The organism is Pseudomonas sp. FR229a (assembly GCF_030209115.1).
Lineage (GTDB): Bacteria > Pseudomonadota > Gammaproteobacteria > Pseudomonadales > Pseudomonadaceae > Aquipseudomonas > Aquipseudomonas moraviensis_A.
On the sequence record NZ_JARVSP010000025.1, the window covers coordinates 12883 to 27746 of the forward strand.

The 14864-nt window shown below is 60.1% G+C and carries 13 protein-coding genes; 8 read left to right on the top strand and 5 right to left on the bottom strand.

Features of this window, described 5'->3' with window-relative positions:
- Positions 1 to 65: 65 nt before the first annotated feature.
- Positions 66 to 1100 (bottom strand): 2,3,4,5-tetrahydropyridine-2,6-dicarboxylate N-succinyltransferase, encoded by a 1035-nt coding sequence (dapD, locus tag QRN33_RS20085; protein WP_041478134.1) that lies wholly within the window; start codon positions 1098 to 1100, stop codon positions 66 to 68.
- A 31-nt stretch (positions 1101 to 1131) separates the two neighbouring features.
- On the bottom strand, positions 1132 to 1494 hold the full coding sequence (locus tag QRN33_RS20090; RefSeq protein ID WP_038860603.1) for an ArsC family reductase: 363 nt from the start codon (positions 1492 to 1494) through the stop codon (positions 1132 to 1134).
- Positions 1495 to 1789: 295 nt separating this feature from the next.
- Here QRN33_RS20090 and QRN33_RS20095 point away from each other — a divergent pair, with 295 nt between their 5' ends.
- Positions 1790 to 3421 (top strand): Na+/H+ antiporter, encoded by a 1632-nt coding sequence (locus QRN33_RS20095; RefSeq protein ID WP_042606975.1) that lies wholly within the window; start codon positions 1790 to 1792, stop codon positions 3419 to 3421.
- Positions 3422 to 3467: 46 nt separating this feature from the next.
- Here QRN33_RS20095 and dapC read toward each other — a convergent pair whose 3' ends face one another.
- The 3 genes from dapC to map all read right to left on the bottom strand — a co-directional run bounded on the left by dapC (position 3468) and on the right by map (position 8396).
- Entirely contained in the window at positions 3468 to 4667 is a 1200-nt protein-coding gene (dapC, locus tag QRN33_RS20100; RefSeq protein ID WP_116658178.1) for a succinyldiaminopimelate transaminase, read from the bottom strand.
- Positions 4668 to 4870: 203 nt separating this feature from the next.
- Positions 4871 to 7573, bottom strand: coding sequence for a [protein-PII] uridylyltransferase (locus tag QRN33_RS20105; RefSeq protein ID WP_042606977.1), 2703 nt, complete (start codon positions 7571 to 7573; stop codon positions 4871 to 4873).
- A gap of 40 nt (positions 7574 to 7613) precedes the next feature.
- Complete coding sequence (gene map / locus QRN33_RS20110) at positions 7614 to 8396, bottom strand: type I methionyl aminopeptidase (RefSeq protein WP_016771477.1); 783 nt, start codon at positions 8394 to 8396, stop codon at positions 7614 to 7616.
- Positions 8397 to 8769: 373 nt separating this feature from the next.
- On the opposite strand from map, the gene rpsB reads away from it, so the two are divergent.
- The 7 genes from rpsB to ispC all read left to right on the top strand — a co-directional run bounded on the left by rpsB (position 8770) and on the right by ispC (position 14831).
- Positions 8770 to 9507, top strand: a complete 738-nt coding sequence (gene rpsB, locus QRN33_RS20115; protein WP_064393191.1) for a 30S ribosomal protein S2 — start codon at positions 8770 to 8772, stop codon at positions 9505 to 9507.
- Between the two features lie 191 nt (positions 9508 to 9698).
- Complete coding sequence (tsf, locus tag QRN33_RS20120) at positions 9699 to 10562, top strand: translation elongation factor Ts (RefSeq protein ID WP_016771476.1); 864 nt, start codon at positions 9699 to 9701, stop codon at positions 10560 to 10562.
- A 208-nt stretch (positions 10563 to 10770) separates the two neighbouring features.
- A complete protein-coding gene (pyrH, locus tag QRN33_RS20125) occupies positions 10771 to 11514 on the top strand; it encodes a UMP kinase (RefSeq protein ID WP_003222124.1) in 744 nt (247 codons plus the stop codon).
- A complete protein-coding gene (gene frr / locus QRN33_RS20130; RefSeq protein WP_007954771.1) occupies positions 11511 to 12068 on the top strand; it encodes a ribosome recycling factor in 558 nt (185 codons plus the stop codon). Before pyrH ends, frr begins: the two co-directional genes overlap by 4 nt.
- A 14-nt stretch (positions 12069 to 12082) precedes the next feature.
- Positions 12083 to 12838: a polyprenyl diphosphate synthase gene (uppS, locus tag QRN33_RS20135; protein ID WP_039762463.1), complete on the top strand. Its 756-nt coding sequence runs from the start codon at positions 12083 to 12085 to the stop codon at positions 12836 to 12838.
- Entirely contained in the window at positions 12838 to 13644 is an 807-nt protein-coding gene (locus QRN33_RS20140) for a phosphatidate cytidylyltransferase (protein WP_065615286.1), read from the top strand. The genes uppS and QRN33_RS20140 overlap by 1 nt, the downstream gene beginning before the upstream one ends.
- Positions 13641 to 14831, top strand: coding sequence for a 1-deoxy-D-xylulose-5-phosphate reductoisomerase (gene ispC, locus QRN33_RS20145; protein WP_042606980.1), 1191 nt, complete (start codon positions 13641 to 13643; stop codon positions 14829 to 14831). Before QRN33_RS20140 ends, ispC begins: the two co-directional genes overlap by 4 nt.
- Positions 14832 to 14864 lie beyond the last annotated feature (33 nt).

Genomic DNA, 14864 nt, shown 5'->3' on the forward strand with positions numbered 1-14864 from the left:
CGTATCCGCAACGGATACACCGCTATCGCGAGCAGGCTCACTCCTACAATCGATCGTCCAGGCGCTTAGTTGTGAGCGTGCAGCGCTTCGTTCAGTTCGATCGCCGATTTGTGGGTCTTGCATTCCACAGCACCGGTTTCCGAATTACGACGGAACAGCAGGTCAGTCTGGCCGGCCAGCTCACGCGCCTTCACCACCTTGACCAGGTTGTTGTTTTCGTCCAGCAGCGCAACCTTGGTACCCGCGGTCACGTACAGGCCCGACTCAACGGTGTTGCGGTCGCCCAACGGGATACCGATACCGGCATTGGCGCCGATCAGGCAGCCTTCGCCGACCTTGATCACGATGTTGCCGCCGCCCGACAGGGTGCCCATGGTCGAGCAACCGCCGCCCAGGTCCGAACCCTTGCCGACGAATACGCCAGCGGAAACCCGGCCTTCGATCATGCCCGGGCCTTCGGTGCCGGCGTTGAAGTTGATGAAACCTTCGTGCATGACGGTGGTGCCTTCACCGACGTAGGCGCCCAGACGCAGACGCGCGGCATCAGCGATACGCACGCCGGCCGGTACTACGTAGTCGGTCATTTTCGGGAACTTGTCTACCGAGAACACTTCCAGCAGTTCGCCGCGCAGACGCGCTTCGAGTTGCATTTCCGCCAGTTCGCTGAGGTCGATCGCGCCCTGGCTGGTCCACGCCACGTTCGGCAGCAGCGGGAAGATACCGGCGAGGCTGACGCCGTGCGGCTTGACCAGGCGGTGCGAGAGCAGATGCAGCTTGAGGTATGCCTCAGGCGTGGAGGTCAGTTGCGCGTCTTCGGCCAGCAGGGTGGCGACCAGCGGCTTGTGGCTTTCGGCCAGACGGGTCAGCAGCTTGCCTTGCACGGCGTCGATGCCTTTCACGGCTTCAGCCAGTTGTGCAGCCTGTGCGGTGGTGAAAGTGATGGCCTGGTTGCCTTCGGTGTAACCGAGGATCGGCGCAACAGCGGCAACCAGTTCGGCCGATGGGTTGAGCAGTGGCTGTGCGTAGAACACTTCCAGCCAGGCGCCTTGACGGTTCTGGGTGCCGACACCAAAGGCGATGCTGAACAGGGAATTGGACATGTGAATACCTCTACAAAGAGTAACGGGCTGCTTACTTCAGAGCGGCCGCGTAGATATCTGGCTTGAAGCCAATCAGGGTTCGGTCACCGAGATCGAGCACCGGGCGCTTGATCATCGAGGGTTGTGCGAGCATCAGTTCGATGGCTTTCGCTTGGTCGAGATCGGCTTTGCGTTCGTCGTCGAGCTTGCGAAAGGTCGTGCCGGCGCGGTTCAACACGGTTTGCCAGCCGTGCTCGTCGCACCATTGGGTCAAGTGCTCACGGTCGATGCCGGCGGTCTTGTAATCGTGAAAGTCGTAGCTGACAGCGTGTTCATCGAGCCAGGTGCGCGCCTTTTTCATGGTGTCGCAGGCTTTGATGCCGAAAAGGTGCAACGTTTTACTTGAAACGGCCAAGGAATCGCCCCCTTTACAGGTGCTGGAAAAAAATGGTGACGGATTATGCCATGACCGGACGGTTTCGCGGCGCCTCAGGTCGATTTGGCCATGCAAAACCCTGTGGGAGCGAGCCTGCTCGCGAAGACGCCATGTCAGTCATTATCTCAGTGCGCTGAACGACCGCTTTCGCGAGCAGGCTCGCTCCCACAATGGGGTCGCGTTCCGGCCGTGCGACATAGGTGCAACGGTCAGCCACAGCCTAAGGGGCTAATATGGCAGTTCAACGCTGTCGATCGCCTGAGATTTTCGCTTTATGCAAACTGCTTACACCGTCCTCATCCTGCTGATGCTGGTCAGCGTCTCGCGCCTGGTCGGGCGGGTCATCCCGCTGCCGTTGCCGCTGGTGCAAATCGCCGCCGGTGCCTTGCTCGCCTGGCCGAACCTGGGCCTGCACGTCGCCCTCGATCCCGAGCTGTTCCTGTTTCTGTTCCTGCCGCCGTTGCTGTTTTCCGATGGCTGGCGCATGCCCAAACGCGCGCTCTGGCAATTGCGCGGACCGATCCTGACCCTGGCGGTCGGCCTTGTTCTGTTCACCGTGGTCGGCGCCGGCTATTTCATCCACTGGCTGTTGCCGACGATTCCGTTGCCGGTGGCCTTTGCTCTGGCGGCGGTGTTGTCGCCGACGGACGCTGTAGCCGTTTCAGCGATTTCGCAGAACCGCTTGCCGACGCCGCTGATGCACATGCTGCAAGGCGAGGCGCTGATGAACGACGCTTCGGGTCTGGTAACGTTCAAGTTCGCCCTCGCTGCAGCGGTCACGGGGGTGTTCTCGTTGACCAATGCCAGCCTGACGTTCGTCGCGGTGGCGCTGGGCGGCCTGGCGGTCGGCGTGGCGCTGAGCTGGCTGGTCGGGCGCCTGCGGGCGTGGATGATCGCGCGTGGCTGGGACGACCCGGCGACCCACGTGGTGTTCATGTTGCTGCTGCCGTTCGCCGCTTACGTGTTGGCGGAACGTCTGGGCGCCTCGGGCATTCTTTCGGCGGTGGCGGCGGGGATGATGCAGAGCTGGCTCGATCTGTTGCCACGCCAGACCAGTACACGATTACTCAATCGCAGCGTCTGGTCATTGCTCGAATTTGCTTTTAACGGCTTGATCTTCTTGCTGCTCGGCCTGCAATTGCCGGACATCATCAAAGCCGTGGTCAGCCACGAACCGACGCTGTGGCCGACGCTGTTCTATCGCTGCCTCGATGTACTGGCGATTTTCGTGGCGCTGGTGCTGCTGCGGTTCATCTGGGTGCAAAGCATCTGGCGTTTGTCGGTGTTATTGCGCCGATTGCGCGGCAAGGGCGAGCTGACGCAAGTGCCGACGGCGCGCTCCTGCTGGTTGTTGACGGTGGGCGGTGTGCGCGGGGCGGTGACGCTGGCGGGCGTGATGTCGGTGCCGATGCTGATCGGCACCGAGGCTTTTCCTGAACGCGACTTGCTGATCTTCATCGCTGCCGGGGTGATCCTGCTGTCGCTGGTCTCGGCCTGTATTGCGCTGCCCTTGCTGCTGCGCGGTATCGAAAAAAGTCCGGACGACAAGCGTCGCCAGGAAGTGCGTGATGCCTGGCGCAAGACCGCTGAAGCCGCGATTCATTCCTTGGAAACCGAAGAGGTGGTGCCGCAGGATGCTGCGCAAGCGGCGTTGGCAGCGGAGCTCAAGGCGCGGATCATGTCCGAATATCGTCATCAACTCGATGTGTTCAACGATTCCGCCGAAGCCCAGGCGCTGGCGTTCCAGATGGATCTGCTTGAGCGGCGCTTGCGGTTGAAAGCGCTAAGGGCGCAGCGGCTTGAGCTCTACAGCCTGAGCCGTCAGCACCAGATCGGTGATGACGTGTTGCGAGAAGTGCTGGGGGAACTGGATTTGAGCGAGGCGAATCTGGGGCAGGTCAAATAGCCGTTTGAACGCTTGCAGCAGGGCCGCTGCTGCAAGCGTTCGCTGATCACTGCTGTCGGGTGATGAAGTCGCGAATTCGTTCGGCGGCTTCAACGCATTCAGCCAGCGGCGCAACCAATGCCATGCGCACACGGCCGGCGCCAGGATTGACGCCATCGACATCGCGAGACAGATACGAGCCCGGCACCACAGTCACATGCTCCTGCTCGAACAGATCACGGCAGAACGCCGCATCATCGCCCTGCACATTCGGCCACAGGTAGAAGCTGCCATCCGGACGCTGCACGTCCAGCACCGGGCTGAGGATCTCCAGCACCGCATCGAATTTCTCGCGATACAGCGCGCGGTTGGCGCGCACGTGCACTTCGTCATTCCATGCGGCAACGCTGGCCAGTTGGGTTTGCACCGGCATCGCACAACCGTGGTAAGTGCGATAGAGCAGAAAGCCTTTGAGGATGTCGGCATCGCCGGCAACGAAGCCTGAACGCAGGCCCGGCAGGTTGGAGCGCTTGGACAGGCTATGGAAGACCACGCAGCGCTTGAAGTCGTTGCGGCCCAGTTCAACGCAGGCGCTGAGCAGGCCCGGCGGCGGGGTTTGCTCGTCGAAGTACAGTTCGCTGTAGCACTCGTCGGCGGCAATCACGAAGTCGTACTGATCGGCGAGGGCGATCAACTTCTTCAAGGTCTCGACCGGAATCAGCGCGCCGGTCGGGTTGCCGGGCGAGCACAGGAACAGGATCTGGCAGCGCTTCCAGATATCTGGCGAAACGGCATCGAAATCCGGGTTGAAGCCGTTTTCATCCAGGCATGGAAGGTAATGCGGCTTGGCCCCGGCGAGAAACGCCGCGCCTTCGTAGATCTGATAGAACGGGTTGGGGCTGACCACCAGTGCATCGTCGCCACGGTTGACCACGGTCTGGGTGAAGGCGAACAGCGCTTCGCGGGTGCCGTTGACCGGCAGCACATTGCGCGCCGGATCGATCCAGCCGCTCGGCACGCCAAAGCGACGCTCGCACCAGCCGGCGATGGCTTCGCGCAGGGCCGGAATGCCGAGGGTGGTCGGGTACACCGCCATCTGATCCAGATTGTTCGCCAGGGCTTCGGCGACAAAACTCGGTGAACGGTGTTTCGGCTCGCCGATCGACAGGGCAATCGGACGCTTGTCCGGGTTCGGCGTGACGCTGCCGAGCAGGGCACGGAGCTTTTCGAACGGGTACGGCTGGAGCTGGTTCAGAGCGTTGTTCATCGGGGCCTCGGTCAAGGTGGGGCAAAACACCGATCCTGGACTGTTCATCAGACCTGTAGGAGTGAGCCTGCTCGCGATGAGGGCCGCACATTCAATGTCTATGCAAGCGGGTGCATCGCCATCGCGAGCAGGCTCACTCCTACAGGGATTCGATTAACAGGCTGGAATCTGAGCAATCCTTCCCACCGGGGTAATGGGTTGATTCAAATACTGATCCGCGAAAGTTTGATATCCGGTTCCTGATTGACGCTCAGCTGTTCGACGATCGCATCCTGCAAACGGCTGCACAGCAGCGGATCGGACAGCGGCTGGTTGTGCGCATCGGTGATGAAGAACACGTCTTCCACGCGCTCGCCCAAGGTCGCAATCTTGGCGTTCTGCAGCGACAGGTCGAACTCGAGGAAAATTCCCCCGACCCGCGCCAGCAGACCCGGCCGGTCGGGCGCTGTCAGTTCCAGCACGGTCACCGGACGCTGGGCGTCGTTGTGGATCGTCACTTGCGGCGCAAAGGCGAAGTGCTTGAGCTGGCGCGGTACGCGGCGCTGGATGATCGTCGGGTAGTCGTCCGGGTTGCGCAGGGCTTCGGTGAGGCCTTCGCGGATCTGCTTGATCCGCGCCGGGTTGTCGCCGATCGATTCGCCTTCGTTGTCGAGCACGATATAGGTGTCGAGGGTGAACTGGCTGCTGGATGTGATGACCCGGGCGTCGTGAATGTTCAGGTTGAGCTGGTCCATCGCCGCCACGGTCACGGCGAAGAAGTCATGCTGGTCCGGCGCATAAATGAAGATCTGCGTGCCGCCCTCGAACTCGCGCTGGGTGGTTTCCTTGATCAGCACCAGAGGCCCACCATCGACCGGTTGCTGCAGGATCGCGTCGCTGTGCCAGGCGACGTCGCCGGCGGTATGACGCAGGAAATAGTCGTCGCCCAGTTGCGCCCAGAGTTGCTCGACGTCGTCCGGGTCGGTGCCACCGCGCACCAGAATGTCCAGCGCGGCGCTCTGCGTCTGGCGGATCTGCTCTTCGCGGTCCACCGGATTTTCCAGACCCCGGCGCAGGGCTCGTTTGGTCTCGGTGTAGAGCTGGCGCAACAGGCTGGCGCGCCATGAATTCCACAGTGTCGGGTTGGTCGCGTTGATGTCGGCCACGGTCAGCACATAGAGGTAGTCGAGGCGGGTTTCGTCGCCGACCGCCTGGGCAAAATCGTGGATCACCTGCGGGTCGGACAGATCCTTGCGCTGCGCGGTGGTCGACATCACCAGGTGGTTTTGCACCAGCCAGACGATCAGGCGGCTGTCCCACACCGGCAACTGGTGGCGCTGGCAGAACGCTTCGGCATCGACCGCGCCGATCTCCGAGTGATCGCCATGCCGGCCCTTGCCGATGTCGTGGTACAGGCCGGCCATGTAGATCAGTTCGGGCTTGGGCAACTTGGCCATGAGTTTGGCGGCCAGCGGAAATTTCTCCGAGACCTGGGTGTACTGCAGTTTGCGCAGGTGCTTGATCAGATTCAGCGTGTGCGCATCGACCGTATAGATGTGGAACAGGTCATGCTGCATCTGCCCGACGATAAAGCCGAACTCCGGCAGATAACGCCCGAGAATGCCGTAACGGTTCATCCGCCGCAGATTTCGGTGGATGCCGATCTTGCACTTGAACAGCTCGATGAACAGGCTGGTGTTGCGGATATCGTTGCGGAAGTTGTCATCGATGAGATGACGATGTTCGCGCAGCAGACGAATCGTGTCGGCGCGCACGCCTTTGATTTCCGGCTGCTGGGCCATCAGCACGAAAATCTCCAGCATGGCGAACGGCGTGCGGCGGAACACGTTGTCATTGCGCGCTTCGATGTAACCGTCGTGCAACTGGAAGCGTGAGTTGATCGGTTGCGGCGGCGCTTCATCTTCCGGGGCGAGGATGACCTCCTCGAAATGCTGAATGATCAGATCGCTGAGTTGGGCGATGCTCATCACCGTGCGGAAGTACTGCTGCATGAAGTTTTCGACTGCCTGTTTGGCGTCGTCACCCTCGAAACCGAGCAGCCCGGCAATGGTGCGCTGATGATCGAACAGCAGCCGGTCTTCGGAGCGGCCGGCGAGCATGTGCAAGGCATAACGCACCTTCCAGAGGAATTCCTGGGAGGAGGCGAGCAGGGCGTTTTCGCTTTCGACCAGAAAGCCTTCGCCAGCGAGCGCGCGCAGGTTGAGGGTGCCGTACTGACGGCGGGCGACCCAGAGAATCGTCTGAATATCGCGCAGGCCGCCGGGCGAACCTTTGACGTTGGGTTCGAGGTTGTATTCGGTGTCGTTGTATTTGTGGTGACGGGCCTTTTGCTCGGCACGCTTGGCCAGGAAGAACTCCTTGGCCGGCCACATGTGTGCGGTACTCGTCACCTCGATCATGCGCTGGCGCAGACGCTCCGGGCCGCAGATGGTGCGACTTTCCATAAGGTTGGTGACCACGGTCAGGTCGGCGCGGGCCTCTTCGGCGCACTCGTCGACCGAGCGTACGCTCTGGCCGACTTCCAGGCCGATGTCCCACAGCAGCGTAAGAAAACGCTCGATGGAATCGCGGAAAACTTCGTGGTCAGCGCTGTCGAGCAGGATCAGCAGATCAATGTCGGAGTAGGGGTGCAGTTCGCCGCGACCGTAGCCGCCCACTGCCACCAGAGCGATATCGGCGTCTTCACTCCAGTTGAACTGCTCCCAGGCCTTTTGCAGGATGTTGTCGACAAACCAGGCGCGGTCTTCGATCAGGCGGCGGATGTCGCGGCCATTGCGAAAACGCGTGTCGAGGACCTCGCGGGCCTGGCGGATCGCCTTCTTGAACGCCGCGATAGGACTCGCTTTAAGGGCCAGTTCAGCCTGGAACTGGCCGCGGTCGAAGAGTTCGGGATCCACCTGCGGCATCGATTGGCTTTCCTTCTATAGGCTGGGAGCGTTTTGGGAATCAGGCCGAGACGCGCGGGATGGTGTCATCGCTGCGCAAAGTGAAGATCTCGTAGCCGGTGTCGGTGACCAGCAGGGTGTGTTCCCACTGGGCCGAGAGCTTGCGGTCCTTGGTGATCGCCGTCCAGCCGTCGCCCAGTACCTTGGTGTCGGCCTTGCCCTGGTTGATCATCGGCTCGATGGTGAAGGTCATGCCAGCCTTCAGTTCCATGCCGGTGCCGGCGCGACCGTAGTGCAGGATCTGCGGTTCTTCGTGGAAGACCTTGCCGATACCGTGGCCGCAGAACTCGCGCACCACCGAGAAACCATTCTTTTCTGCATGCTTCTGGATCACTTCACCAATGTCGCCGAGGCGGCAGCCGGGTTTGACGATCTCGATCGCCTTGTACATGCATTCCTGAGTGACCTGCGACAGGCGCTCGGCCCAGACCGGCACTTCGCCGACGTGGAACATACGGCTGGTGTCGCCGTGGTAGCCGTCCTTGATCACTGTGACGTCGATGTTCAGGGTGTCGCCGTTTTTCAGCGGCTTGTCATTCGGGATGCCGTGGCAGACCACATGGTTGATCGAAGTGCAGATCGACTTCGGGTAACCCTTGTAGTTGAGCGGGGCAGGGATGGCCTGCTGCACATTGACGATGTAATCGTGGCAGATCTGGTTGAGCTGATCAGTGGTCACGCCCGGCTTGACGTGTTCGGCAATCATTTCCAGCACATCGGCGGCCAGTTTGCCGGCGACACGCATGCCAGCGATGTCCTCGGGGGTTTTGAGGTTGACGGTCATACAGGCTCTCTCTGCGCTCGGCGGCGCTTACGGATACGAATTGGGTGGCAGGTGTGGATTGTGCGACCCTGAAAAACGCGATTCTACCAGACGGGAGGCGCAAATCCGCGCCTGCATGTCTGGCTTCTCTCTATACAATGGAGTCCGTCAGGCCGATTCCAAGGGGGCCGCGCCCCGGTCGCGGGTGCGAATACAGATTCCGGGTTCCGTTTCTGCGCACCCTGTGGTATAAAATGCGCCGCTTTCCGGGGATGCCCCGAAAAGCTTAAATCCACACACGTGTCGACACGATGACCTGGGTGCCTTGGGCTTTATGCCTCTGGTTGGTCATTGGGATACGTGGAGGCCAAACCCGACTTATCAAGGAACTATCATGTCCCAAGTCAACATGCGCGATATGCTGAAGGCCGGTGTGCACTTCGGTCACCAAACCCGTTACTGGAATCCGAAAATGGGCAAGTACATTTTCGGCGCGCGTAACAAGATTCACATCATCAACCTTGAAAAAACCCTGCCAATGTTCAACGAAGCTCTGACTTTCGTAGAGCGTCTGGCCCAGGGCAAAAACAAGATTCTGTTCGTCGGCACCAAGCGTTCCGCTGGCAAGATCGTTGCTGAAGAAGCAGCACGTTGCGGTTCGCCGTACGTCGATCACCGCTGGTTGGGCGGCATGCTGACCAACTTCAAGACCATTCGTGCTTCCATCAAGCGTCTGCGTGACCTTGAAGTTCAAGCCGAAGACGGTACTTTCGCCAAGCTGACCAAGAAAGAAGCGCTGATGCGCTCCCGTGATCTTGAGAAGCTGGATCGTTCGCTGGGCGGCATCAAGGACATGGGCGGTCTGCCAGACGCACTGTTCGTGATCGACGTTGACCACGAGCGCATCGCGATCACCGAAGCCAACAAGCTGGGCATCCCGGTCATCGGCGTTGTCGATACCAACAGCAGCCCGGAAGGCGTTGACTACATCATCCCAGGCAACGATGACGCAATCCGCGCTATCCAGCTGTACATGGGTTCGATGGCTGACGCAGTGATCCGTGGTCGCAACAATGTTTCTGGCGGTACTGTTGAATTCGCAGCTGAAGAAACTCAGGCTGCAGCTGAGTAATCGACGCCCCTGGCGTTGACTCAGTAAGCAAAAAGGGGGCTTGGCCCCCTTTTTGCCACCTCGAAAACCATTTGTCGGCGCCCACGTCTGTATTTGTCATGTGCGGCAGCCAACATGGGTGGTTCGGGAAGAATTGAACGCCCGTTCGATCGGGTGGAATGGTTGAAAACCTATCCAAGAGGAATTTGAAAATGGCAGCAATTACTGCAGCGTTGGTCAAAGAACTGCGCGAGCGTACCGGCGAAGGCATGATGGATTGCAAGAAAGCCCTGGAAAAGGCTGACGGCGACATCGAAAAAGCCATTGATGACATGCGTGCTTCGGGCGCCATCAAGGCTGCGAAAAAAGCCGGCAACGTTGCCGCTGAAGGCGCAATCGCCATCAAATCGAATGACAAGGCAGCCGTGCTGCTGGAAGTCAACTCGCAGACCGACTTCCTGGCCCTGCAAGACGATTTCAAGAACTTCGTTGCTGCCAGCGTAGAAAAAGCTTTCGACGAAAAACTGACCGACGCAGCTCCGCTGATCGCCGCTCAGGAATCGGCTCGTGAAGCTCTGGTTGCCAAAGTGGGTGAGAACGTCAACATCCGTCGTCTGGTACGCGTAGAGGGTGACGTTGTCGGCACTTACCTGCACGGTAACAAGATCGGTGTTGCTGTTGTCCTGAAAGGCGGTGACGTCGAGCTGGCCAAAGACATCGCGATGCACGTTGCGGCAAGCAACCCTGAGTTCCTGCTGCCTTCGCAAGTCTCCGACGAAGCGATCGAGCGTGAGAAAGCTGTGTTCCTGCAGCTGAACGAAGAGAAGATCAAAGGCAAGCCGGAAAACATTGTTGAGAACATGGTCAAGGGCCGTATCAGCAAGTTCCTGGCAGAAGCAAGCCTGGTCGAGCAGGCGTTCGTCAAGAACCCTGAAGTCAAGGTTGGCGAACTGGCCAAGAAAGCCGGTGCTGAAATCGTTTCCTTCACTTACTTCAAAGTAGGCGAAGGCATCGAGAAGCCGGTCGACAACTTCGCTGAAGAAGTTGCTGCCCAGTTGGCTGCCGCCAAGCAATAAGACGGTTTTTCAACTGTCGCCCGAAAGAGGCTGCCCGCTTACGCGCGCAGCCTCTTTTCAGATGGGTTACCAATTTTTATTTGGTTTCCACCCGGAACTGACTTACAAAGCCATGTTCCGATGGCGCTGCAGCAGCGCCAAGCTAGAGTGAACGCCAGCTGTAAACAGCTCGCAAAGAATTTTAAATACGCCGCAGGAGAGATTCGCAATGGCTCAGCAGGGCAGTGGTTATCAGGCTCGCTATAAACGCATTCTACTCAAGCTTAGCGGCGAGGCCCTGATGGGCTCGGAAGAGTTCGGGATCGATCCTAAAGTGCTGGACCGCATGGCGCTGGAAGTCGGCCAACTGGTCGGTATCGGTGTCCAGGTCGGTCTGGTGATCGGCGGTGGCAACCTGTTCCGTGGCGAGGCCCTGAGCAAAGCCGGTATGGATCGGGTAACAGGCGACCACATGGGCATGCTGGCCACTGTGATGAACGCCCTGGCCATGCGCGATGCGCTGGAACGTGCCAATATCTCGGCCATCGTCATGTCGGCCATTTCCATGGTCGGCGTAACCGATCACTACGATCGCCGCAAAGCCATGCGCCACCTGAACTCCAAGGACGTCGTGATCTTCGCGGCCGGTACCGGCAATCCGTTCTTCACCACGGATTCGGCAGCCTGCCTGCGTGCGATCGAAATCGACGCCGACGTTGTGCTCAAGGCCACCAAGGTTGATGGCGTCTACACCGCAGATCCGTTCAAAGACCCGCATGCCGAGAAGTTCGATCATCTGACTTATGATGAAGTACTGGATCGCAAGCTGGGTGTAATGGATCTGACTGCTATCTGCCTGTGCCGCGATCACAAGATGCCGCTGCGCGTATTCAACATGAACAAGCCCGGCGCCCTGCTGAACATTGTGCACGGCGGCGCTGAAGGGACTTTGATCGAGGAAGGCCAACAATGATCAACGAAATCAAGAAAGACGCCCAAGCGCGTATGCAGAAATCCCTGGAATCTCTGAACCACGCGTTCGGCCAGATTCGTACCGGCAAGGCTCACCCGAGCATCCTCGGCAGCGTCATGGTGCCTTACTACGGCACTGACACCCCGCTGAGCGGCGTTGCCAACGTCACCGTGAAGGACTCGCGTACCCTGCAGGTCGTGGCGTTCGAGCGCAACATGCTCGCTGCCGTCGACAAGGCGATCCAGAGCGCCGGTCTGAACCTCAACCCGACCAACCTGGGCGAGTTGCTGCTGATCCCGATGCCGGCCCTGACCGAGGAAACGCGTAAAGGCTTCACCAAGCAGGCCCGTAGTGCCGCCGAAGACGCACGCGTTGCCGTGCGCAACATTCGTCGTGACGCATTGGGCGAGCTGAAAAAACTGGTCAAGGACAAGGAAATCAGCGAAGACGAAGAACGTCGTGCCATCGCTGATATCGATAAGCTGACCAAAGAATCCGAGGCCCAGATCACCAAGGCCACGGACGAGAAAGAAAAAGACCTGATGGCCGTATAAGGGTCGAGCTTTAAATGGACAAGACCAAGCAGACTGCGCCGTCCGCGGTGCCGCGCCATGTCGCGATCATCATGGATGGCAATAATCGCTGGGCGAAAAAACGCTTCATGCCGGGTGTCGCCGGGCATAAAGCGGGCGTGGATGCTGTGCGGGCGGTGATCGAGGTGTGCGCTGAGGCCAAGGTCGAAGTCCTGACCCTGTTCGCCTTTTCCAGTGAAAACTGGCAGCGCCCGGCCGATGAGGTCAGCGCCTTGATGGATCTGTTCTTCAAGGCGTTGCGTCGTGAGGCCAAGCGCCTAAACGACAACAACATCAGCCTGCGCATTATTGGCGATCGGTCGCGCTTCCACCCTGAGCTTCAGGCAGCGATGCGCGAGGCCGAGGCCATGACCGTCGGTGCCAACCGCTTTGTCCTGCAGATCGCCGCCAACTATGGCGGCCAGTGGGATATCGCGCAGGCCGCGCAACGTCTTGCACGGGAAGTCCAGGCCGGGCACCTGCGCCCGGAGGACATCACCCCGGATCTGCTGCAGACTTGTCTGGCCACCGGCGATCTGCCGTTGCCAGACCTGTGCATCCGCACCGGTGGCGAGCATCGCATCAGCAACTTCCTGCTGTGGCAGCTGGCCTACGCCGAGCTGTACTTCTCCGACCTGTTCTGGCCGGACTTCAAACACGAAGCCATGCGCACCGCGCTGGCCGATTTCGCTTCACGCCAGCGTCGTTTCGGTAAAACGAGCGAACAGGTCGAAGCTGGAGCCCGGGTTTAATGCTTAAACAACGAATCATCACTGCACTGATCCTGCTGCCGATTGCCTTGTGCGGGTTTTTCCTGCTCAAAGGTGCCGGTTTCGCGCTGTTCATCGGTCTGGTCGTAAGCCTCGGTGCCTGGGAATGGGCACGTCTGGCGGGCTTTACCGCGCAGTCGTTCCGCGTCGGTTTTGCTGCCGTGGTCGCTCTGATGCTGTTCGTCATGTATGTGCTGCCAGGGCTTGCTCCCTGGGTGCTCGGTGCATCGGTGATCTGGTGGGCGGTTGCCACGTATCTCGTGCTGACGTATCCACGCTCCAGCGCGCATTGGTCCACGGCGGCGACCAAGCTGCTCATTGGTCTGCTGATCCTGCTGCCTGCGTGGCAGGGCCTGGTGCAGATCAAGCAGTATCCGCTGGGTAACTGGTTGATCATGGCGGTGATGGTGCTGGTCTGGGGCGCAGACATCGGCGCTTATTTCTCCGGGCGCAAATTCGGCAAGCGCAAGCTCGCGCCGCAAGTCAGCCCGGGCAAAAGCTGGGAAGGCGTTTACGGTGGTCTGGCTCTGAGCCTGGTGATTACCGCGATTGTCGGGCTGGTGCGCGACTGGACTGTGGCCGAGCTGCTCAAAGGCTTGATCGGCGCTGCGGTGATCGTCTTCATTTCTGTGGTCGGTGATCTCACCGAAAGCATGTTCAAGCGTCAGTCCGGCATCAAGGACAGCAGTAATCTGCTACCCGGGCATGGCGGCGTGCTGGATCGCATCGACAGCCTGACTGCGGCCATTCCGGTGTTCGCCGTATTGCTCTGGATGGCCGCACCGTGAGTCGTCCCCAGCAGATTACGGTATTGGGTGCGACCGGTTCGATCGGTCTGAGCACCTTGGATGTGATTGCCCGCCACCCTGAGCGTTATCAGGTTTTCGCTTTGAGTGGCTTCTCGCGGCTCAGCGAATTGCTCGCGTTGTGCGTGCGGCATGTGCCGCAATTTGCGGTGGTGCCCGAAGGCGCCGCAGCGCGCGGGTTGCAGGATGACCTGCGTGCAGCCGGCTTGCCGACTCGCGTACTGGTCGGCGAGGAGGGCCTGTGTCAGGTCGCCTCCGCGCCTGAAGTCGACGCGGTAATGGCGGCCATTGTCGGTGCGGCCGGGCTGCGTCCGACCCTGGCGGCAGTCGAGGCGGGCAAGAAGATTCTGCTGGCGAACAAGGAAGCGCTGGTGATGTCCGGCGCTCTGTTCATGCAGGCCGTGCGCAAGAGCGGCTCGGTGCTGCTGCCGATCGACAGCGAACACAATGCGATTTTTCAGTGCATGCCCGCGGATTTCGCGCGCGGCTTGAGTTCGGTAGGGGTACGTCGGATTTTGCTGACAGCCTCTGGCGGCCCGTTCCGGCAGACGCCGCTGGCCGAGCTGGCGCATGTGTCGCCTGAACAGGCGTGCGCGCACCCGAACTGGTCCATGGGGCGCAAGATCTCCGTGGATTCGGCGAGCATGATGAACAAAGGTCTGGAGCTGATCGAAGCCTGCTGGCTGTTCGATGCCAAGCCGGCCCAGGTCGAAGTGGTGATTCATCCGCAGAGCGTGATCCACTCTCTGGTGGATTATGTCGATGGATCGGTGCTGGCGCAGTTGGGTAACCCGGACATGCGCACACCGATCGCCAACGCCCTGGCCTGGCCGGAGCGCATCGATTCCGGCGTACCGCCACTGGATCTGTTTGCCATTGCGCGACTGGATTTCGAAGCGCCCGATGAAAGCCGTTTCCCGTGCCTGCGTTTGGCCCGGCAGGCCGCCGAAGCCGGTGACAGCGCGCCGGCGATGCTCAACGCGGCCAATGAAGTGGCAGTGGCAGCGTTTCTCGATGGACGGGTTCGCTACCTGGAAATCGCGAGTATGATCGAGGAAGTCTTGAATCTGGAGCCAGTGGTGGCGCTGAACGACCTCGATGCGGTGTTTACGGCGGACGCGAAAGCGCGAATGCTGGCCGAGCAATGGTTGAGTCGGCACGGCCGATAGTTTTTGCAAACACAATGGCGACACGCGGCACTG

Bases quoted from the DNA above. Each gene is read 5' to 3' on its own strand.
- dapC (WP_116658178.1), bottom strand. From the start codon at position 4,667: ATGAACAACGCTCTGAACCAGCTCCAGCCGTACCCGTTCGAAAAGCTC.
- pyrH (WP_003222124.1), top strand. From the start codon at position 10,771: ATGGCTCAGCAGGGCAGTGGTTATCAGGCTCGCTATAAACGCATTCTA.
- dapD (WP_041478134.1), bottom strand. From the start codon at position 1,100: ATGTCCAATTCCCTGTTCAGCATCGCCTTTGGTGTCGGCACCCAGAAC.
- tsf (WP_016771476.1), top strand. From the start codon at position 9,699: ATGGCAGCAATTACTGCAGCGTTGGTCAAAGAACTGCGCGAGCGTACC.
- rpsB (WP_064393191.1), top strand. From the start codon at position 8,770: ATGTCCCAAGTCAACATGCGCGATATGCTGAAGGCCGGTGTGCACTTC.
- uppS (WP_039762463.1), top strand. From the start codon at position 12,083: ATGGACAAGACCAAGCAGACTGCGCCGTCCGCGGTGCCGCGCCATGTC.
- frr (WP_007954771.1), top strand. From the start codon at position 11,511: ATGATCAACGAAATCAAGAAAGACGCCCAAGCGCGTATGCAGAAATCC.
- QRN33_RS20095 (WP_042606975.1), top strand. From the start codon at position 1,790: ATGCAAACTGCTTACACCGTCCTCATCCTGCTGATGCTGGTCAGCGTC.
- QRN33_RS20140 (WP_065615286.1), top strand. From the start codon at position 12,838: ATGCTTAAACAACGAATCATCACTGCACTGATCCTGCTGCCGATTGCC.
- map (WP_016771477.1), bottom strand. From the start codon at position 8,396: ATGACCGTCAACCTCAAAACCCCCGAGGACATCGCTGGCATGCGTGTC.
- QRN33_RS20105 (WP_042606977.1), bottom strand. From the start codon at position 7,573: ATGCCGCAGGTGGATCCCGAACTCTTCGACCGCGGCCAGTTCCAGGCT.